This window comes from Nitrospinota bacterium, from assembly GCA_016235255.1.
GTDB lineage: Bacteria > Nitrospinota_A > UBA7883 > UBA7883 > JACRLM01 > JACRLM01.
Genome location: JACRLM010000086.1, coordinates 1 through 6,538, shown reverse-complemented (window position 1 = coordinate 6,538; position 6,538 = coordinate 1). Strand labels below are relative to the sequence as shown.

Annotated in this window: 6 protein-coding genes; 1 reads left to right on the top strand and 5 read right to left on the bottom strand. The window is 57.8% G+C overall.

Features of this window, described 5'->3' with window-relative positions; genetic code table 11:
• The first annotated feature begins 456 nt into the window (after positions 1–456).
• Positions 457–1,653, top strand: a complete 1,197-nt coding sequence (lhgO, locus tag HZB29_11830) for an L-2-hydroxyglutarate oxidase (GenBank protein MBI5816286.1) — start codon at positions 457–459, stop codon at positions 1,651–1,653.
• Between the two features lie 10 nt (positions 1,654–1,663).
• On the opposite strand, the gene HZB29_11825 is transcribed toward lhgO, so the two are convergent.
• Genes HZB29_11825 through HZB29_11805 form a run of 5 tightly spaced genes read right to left on the bottom strand, consistent with a single transcriptional unit; the run spans position 1,664 to position 6,169 of the window.
• Positions 1,664–2,056: a PilZ domain-containing protein gene (locus HZB29_11825; protein MBI5816285.1), complete on the bottom strand. Its 393-nt coding sequence runs from the start codon at positions 2,054–2,056 to the stop codon at positions 1,664–1,666.
• A 27-nt stretch (positions 2,057–2,083) separates the two neighbouring features.
• Complete coding sequence (locus HZB29_11820) at positions 2,084–2,752, bottom strand: flagellar motor protein MotB (protein MBI5816284.1); 669 nt, start codon at positions 2,750–2,752, stop codon at positions 2,084–2,086.
• A 27-nt stretch (positions 2,753–2,779) separates the two neighbouring features.
• Positions 2,780–3,610, bottom strand: coding sequence for a MotA/TolQ/ExbB proton channel family protein (locus HZB29_11815; protein ID MBI5816283.1), 831 nt, complete (start codon positions 3,608–3,610; stop codon positions 2,780–2,782).
• A gap of 29 nt (positions 3,611–3,639) precedes the next feature.
• Positions 3,640–4,848 (bottom strand): DUF342 domain-containing protein, encoded by a 1,209-nt coding sequence (locus tag HZB29_11810; protein MBI5816282.1) that lies wholly within the window; start codon positions 4,846–4,848, stop codon positions 3,640–3,642.
• A gap of 4 nt (positions 4,849–4,852) precedes the next feature.
• On the bottom strand, positions 4,853–6,169 hold the full coding sequence (locus HZB29_11805) for a hypothetical protein (protein ID MBI5816281.1): 1,317 nt from the start codon (positions 6,167–6,169) through the stop codon (positions 4,853–4,855).
• Positions 6,170–6,538 lie beyond the last annotated feature (369 nt).

Below are 6,538 nucleotides of genomic sequence, written 5' to 3'. Positions count from 1 at the left end.
GGCGGTGATGAGAAAGCTGTTGGTGGCGATATGGGGGATGTTTAAAAATGGTGAGGAGTTTGATTCTGCCAAAGCATTCCGTGCGGCAAACAATTAGGCTTGACATGTGAGTGAGTATCTTCACCCCGATGTCCCAAAGTCAAGAGTTTAACACTCTTATCAACATAGAGTCCGGGGTGAAGAACACCCCGGACAGCGTTCGTTTCGTGTGTTTTCCCTTTTGGGCAACAGCCCGGCCTGACCACGGTTCTTTGTAGCGCCGCCATCTTGGCGGCAATTGCCGTCGGCACACTGGCGCTACAAAAGTCCTGATCCCGGCCCGCGCTTCGCTTGGCCGCGCCGCGCTCGGCGTGGATGACAAAATGACACCCACGATGGCGAACATGCAGGTTCGCTCCTTGGTTTGATGTTATTATGACCATCTAAACCACAGCAACAACAGGTTGGGCCTATCCTGTGGACCGCACGTTCGATTTTGTGATATCCGGGGCCGGAATCATCGGGCTGGCCACCGCCATTTCCATCCGCAAAAAACACCACAAGGCAAGCATTGCCATTGTGGAGAAAGAACCGGCCCCCGGCCTTCACGCCAGCGGACGCAACAGCGGAGTGATCCATTCGGGAATCTACTATCCACCCGGATCATTGAAGGCAAAAGTGTGCGCGCGCGGCGGAGAAATGATGACGCAATTTGCGTTGGAGCATGGCGTGCGGCTGCGCAGGTCCGGCAAGGTGATAATCGCCACGCGCGAGGCCGATCTGGCGGTCATCTCCCGATTGATGGAAAACGCGGCGGGCGGGGGATTGCGGGCGGAGCGGCTGGACGCGGCGGCCATAAGGGAGATTGAGCCGCATTGTCAACCTTATGAGGCGGGGATATACGTCCCGGGGACAGCCGTTGTGGACAGCAAGGGGATACTTGCGGCGATGGCCGATAAGCTCAAACATACCGGCGTGGAATTCTTTTTCGGCGAACGGGTGACCGGCGCAACGGCGGACGGAGCCGGTGTTTCCACCACCGGCGGCTCTTTTTCTTTCGGCCACTTTTTCAACTGCGCCGGGGCGTACGCCGACGTTGTGGCCAGAAGTTTCAACGTTGGGATGGACTACAGGCTTGTCCCCTTCAAGGGGATTTATTACAAGCTGCGTCCGGAAAAATACTATCTTGCGCGAGGGAACATCTATCCGGTCCCGGACATCAATTTTCCGTTTCTTGGCGTCCATTTCACCCGCTCCATAGATGACGAGGTATTTGCCGGGCCGACGGCGATCCCGGCGCTGGGAAGGGAAAATTACGGGATAATCGCGGACCTGAACATGGCCGAGGCTTTTGAAACGGCCCTGCGGCTTATCGGGCTTTATATAAACGGCGGCATGAATTTCCGGGCGCTTGTGCGCGAGGAGATCGGCAGGTACAGCCGCAAAGGATTCTGGGAATCGTGCCGGAGGCTGGTCCCGTCAATAGGGCTGGACGACATCGTAGCGTCCGGCAAGGCAGGCATCCGGCCGCAACTGATAAATGTCCGGGAGCGCAGGTTTGAAATGGATTTTCTTGTGGAAAGGGCGCCACGCTCCACGCATGTGCTAAACGCCGTGTCCCCCGCCTTCACCTCGGCGTTGAGCTTCGCGGAGGAGATAACAGCGGGGATTTGATCCCGCCGCTTTACAGCGTGGACTTGCCCCTGGATATTATGAAGCTTATCATCCTGTCCTGCACGTTGCTGTTTATCAGCAGGTACTTAAAGCTGATCTGCGATACTTTCGCCCCTTTGTATTCCACGTCTATCCGGCGCACCACCTCCGCCGTCGCAATCACGGGATCGTCGCTGTACGGAAACTTTATCTCCATGAGCACAAGTGTTTTCGCCGGCAGCGGCTTGCCGATGTTCAAAGCGCCTCCGCCCCCGGAAAAGTCCACACCCACCCCCTTGAACCATGGGGACACCATGTATTTTCCAGGCTCGGTCTTTTTCGCGAAACGGTACCGGACCGGCGCGGGGTATTCAAACCTGAAGAAAAGCCTGTTGTCTTTCCCCCCGCCGCTTTTTTGTTCCATTAAATTGTTTCCCGCCAGCTTTTATAACTAAAGCTTCTCCCGAAGCACAACGATCTCCACCCGGCGGTTCTTGGGCCTGTTCTCCGGGGTCAGTGCGTAACGCGGCTTGAAACCGGCGTATCCCACCGCCGCGAACCTGTATGGCTCCAGCCCCGCCTCGTCCACGAAATACCGCACCACCGACGAAGCCCTGGCCGACGAAAGCTCCCAGTTGGTGGGAAATGCGGTCATGGGGCCCGTGGTGTCGTCTGTATGCCCTTCCACCACCACTTTGTAGCGCGTTTCCTTGATTATGTCGCCAATCCGCCTTAGGAAACGCCTGATCTCCGGCTTTAGCTCCGCCGAGGCCGGGTCGAAAAACAGGTCTCCCTCGGCGAACATCACCATCCCCCGCGTGTCCGAGGTGAACTGCACCTGCCGCACAAGGTTGCCTTCTTTCACCAGCGATTCGAGCTTGCCCTGCGCGTCTTCCAGCCCGGATTTTTTTTCCACGGTGGACTTGCCGCCTAGCGCGTCCCCTATTTTCGAAAGAGTCTCGCGGTAGCTTTCGTCCTTGCCCGGATTCATCGCGAACAGCATCACGAAGAAAGTCATCAGCAGCGACATCATGTCCGCCAGCGATATGAGCCAGATGGCCGAGGCCTCCCCGTCGGTGAGCGCGTCGTCCAGTTCCGACTGTTTGACTTTCTTAGCCATCCTGTCGCCCTTTCAAGCCAAGGCCGGTCAAGCGGATCCCCCCTCGCGCACGGGGGTCTTGCGTCTGCTTTCGGCCAGCAGCCTGTCGTAATAGGAAGCTCTCAGTTCCGGCGGGAGGAACGAATTGAGCTTGCGCTCGATGATGCGCGGGTTCACCCCCCCCTGGATCATCAGCACCCCTTCGATGATTATCCTGTTCACCAGCATCTCGTCGTCGGAGCGGGACCGAAGCTTCTCCGCCACCGGGCCGAAAAACAGGTTTGAAAGCATCGCGCCGTAGAACGTGCCCACCAGGGCCACCGACATGCCCTGCCCGATGATGTTCGTCTGGCTTTCACCAGCGCCGCCGGCCATCCCGCGCATCATTGTCACAAGCCCGATCAGCGTTCCGATAAGCCCGAAGGCCGGGGCGAACCTGGCGGCGCTCCGGAATATGTGCTCGCCCGCCCTGTGGCGCGCCTGGACGAAGTCCAGCTCCGTCTCCAGCACTTCGCGGATAAGGTGCCCCGGCTGGCCGTCTATCACCAATTCCAGCCCGAGCTTGACTATCCTGTTCTCTATCTTTTTCAGGTCCTCTTCCAGCGACAGCAGCGACTTCTGCCTGGCCTTGAACGATAATTCCACCATAAGCCGTATCACCCACGACGGCCGCTGGATTTCCCTCTTGAATATCTGCAGCAGCACCCCCACCACCTTTAGCACCCGGGGAAGCGGATACGAAATGAGAATGGCCCCGAATGTGCCGCCAAGCACGATCATCAGGCCGTGAGGGTCCCAGAAAATCCTCGGCCCGCCCTGGGTGAGGATGGCGTAGAACAAAAGCCCCACGCCAACCGCTATGCCTATGAACGTTGACAAATCTTTTTAACTCCCGCTTATTGCCCTGTCTAAAACGTGGTGGCCGTCACCTCTCCGTCCTTGAATATGAAACGCACCCGTTCGTACTCCTTGTCCAGCGCCAGCGTCGCCCCCATTATGGAAACGGTGACGCCGGGATGGGCTATTTTCTCCACCTTCATGCACGCGCCCGGGAACGATTTATTGGCAAGCTGTCCCTCGTCCGCCTGCCCCTCCGTTTCCAGCCGTCCGCGCTGGCATATCCCGTCAAGCAGGGCGGAGGTGTAATCTCCAAGCGCCTCCTTGCTTTCATCCGGCAGCTTTTCGATCCCCCCTTCGCGCATGAAATCCGAAAGGTGGAATATTTCCTGCAAGGGGTCGCCCCGGTTTATTTCCACGGCGCCATCCAGGTTCCCATACGCGAATTCCACCGCCCGTTCACTTTCTTCAAGCTTCTGCCGGCATTTTTCTATCGCTTCTTTCCTGTTTTCCACCCGCTTGGCGAAAAAAGGATCGTGTCCGAGGTAAACGGCCGTCTGCGACGCCCCTTCCGAGCCCACCACCGGCGCCGCCACCTCCTCCTTGGCCCTGGCCGATCCTCCCACCAGCGTGGCGCGTCCCCGTAGCGTGATTTTCTTCCCCGCCGATATCTCGCTGTTCATCACCGGCCCGTCCACGATTATCGACCCTTCGCAGTCCACCTTCCCCTGCTGGACGAATGTGGAATAGAAATCCTTTCCGGAAAAAACGTAGCCCTCGCCGCCGCCGGAAAGCCCCCCCTTAAGGATGACGTTGCCTTTCGCCAGTATCTGCGCCCCCTCCACAAGCCCCAGGGCCTCCAGGTCCGCCGCCGTCTCTATCTTCGCCCCGCTCACGGCGCCCCCATGAAGCCGCACGGGCGCGTCCACGTTTATTTCTCCCCCGAAATCGCCGAAAATCTCCACGATCTCGCTGACGGCAAGGCGGCCGTCCACAACGGACATGTAGCCGTTTATCGCGCTCACCAGCGTGGGCGGTTCGTCCTTGGTCAGGCCGATGTTCCCGCCAAGCGTTTCTTCAACCTTTTTGCCCGCAGGCACCGCCACACGGGGGCCTTTCTTGCCGTCCGGATGGACGGCGCCGCTTTCCATCACCCTGGCGATCCTTTGCCCCTTGGACACTTTGACCGGCCTGTCAATAAGTTCGCCGAGGCTGGCGTACCTGGATTTCAGGTCTTCACTTTCGGCGTAACCCGCGACGAACTCCAGGTCTTGCCCCATCGGATCAGTCTTTCGCTATCCGCCGGATGGCTCTAAACAGCGCCATGCGATTTTCAAGGTAATCCCGGATGCTATCCACCGCCTCCGGGCTTAACGCGGTGAACCTAAGCTTCACGAACGTGGCGTTATCGACCCCAAAGGACGACTCCACCTCGCCCACAGCGCTAAACTTGAGCCGGGGGGCCCACGCCCTTTCCACTTCGATATATCCGCGAGCCCCTTCGGGAGGCATGTTGTCCGTGGCGATAAGCGCCCCCTGCGGAGAAAGTGTGGCGCATACCCCCCAGGTCTTGATTGTTGTGCCCGATTTGTCGTCCAGCCAGGTCAACGCCAGGCCGAAATAATCGTGGAAAGTCCCAGGTTGCTCCGAACCATCGGCGGATTCCGGGACATAAAGGTCTTCCGACGGTTGAGCCGGAACGGAATAAGCGTCATCCCCGCCCATAAGTTCCGGAGCGGGATGATATTCCATCTCCACAGGAGGGGCTCCGCTTTCAATCACCTCCAGCCCGGGTTCCTCTTGCCCCGCGGGTTGTTCCGCCTTGGGAGGGGAGATCGTGGTCTGGTCCGTATCAAGCTCCCCAAGTTCGAAGCTTCTGTCATGGACAAGGCGCATGTCCTTTAAATCGTCCTCGTTGGAATATTCATGGGCCTCGGCCGCAGGCTCGGGCGGAGCGATACCCGCCTCCACTTCCATGGCCAGGGCTTCTTCTATGTCCGCGTTGAGTTCCGCCTCAAGCTCGCTTGTGTCTATCTCCGAGATGTCCTCAAGCATGTCCGGATTCCACGGCATCGTCTCTTGCCGCTTTGGGGGGCTTTCGCTGCTTTCAAGCTCGCGGATGGTCACCCCCACCATTTCGTCCAGACGGTCCATTTCCGTGTCCGCCATCTTCCCGTCGAACGTCTCTTTCGGGGTCTCGTCCTCCGCCCGCACCTCCACAGCCGGTATTTCTTCCGCCGGGGTTCCAAGGTCCGTGTCTATGGACTCTATCTGGTCCATCGGCGCGGGGGGATTTTCCACTGAGCCGGTTTGCGCGCGGGACGGCTCGCCGTTTATCGTGAATATCATCAATGGGAATGTCTGGCGCTGGGCCAATTTGAGCGGCGTCACCCACTTTGCGGCTCCATCGTCCGAAAACAGGTACGCAGTGTCCCCCTCGGCAAGGTTCACCCTGCTTTTGTCTTTGTTAGAAACGACAATGGCCACCAGCCTGTCCTTGATTTTTTTGACCAGGCAAGTGAAACTTTCGGCGCTTTGCTCAGGTGAAAGCCTGAAAACCAGCTTGTCGTTCACGGCGAACTTGCAGGAAACCAAAGCCACTTCTATATTGCCTCCCGTATTTTTCCCAATAAGGAAGAAGTTTTCACAATCACGCGCGGGCCATTGGGCGCGGCGCACAAAAAGCAATTTATGTTACCCCCTTTCACCGCCCATATCAAGCGCCCGGCAATACTTTTGTTAATGAGTGTTACAAGTGTCCGAAAAGGGACAGGACGAGGGGCAATTCGATTGCCGGGTGGCAAACCTTAATCCGGGGAAAACGGGAAATATCGCGTTGCCTCACGGGAAAAGGTAACCGAAGGGGGCGTGGATTTTCGCCTCATGGTTCATTGGCCCATAACTCATTAAAAAGCCTCCTGAGTATTTTTTCAAATTCTTTTCTCAAGTGGAAGGGATTGAGCGTGCCAT

What these genes read in the sequence shown, in the direction of transcription:
- HZB29_11825 (MBI5816285.1), bottom strand. Translation starts at nt 2,056, where the DNA reads ATGGAACAAAAAAGCGGCGGGGGGAAAGACAACAGGCTTTTCTTCAGG.
- HZB29_11820 (MBI5816284.1), bottom strand. Translation starts at nt 2,752, where the DNA reads ATGGCTAAGAAAGTCAAACAGTCGGAACTGGACGACGCGCTCACCGAC.
- HZB29_11810 (MBI5816282.1), bottom strand. Translation starts at nt 4,848, where the DNA reads ATGGGGCAAGACCTGGAGTTCGTCGCGGGTTACGCCGAAAGTGAAGAC.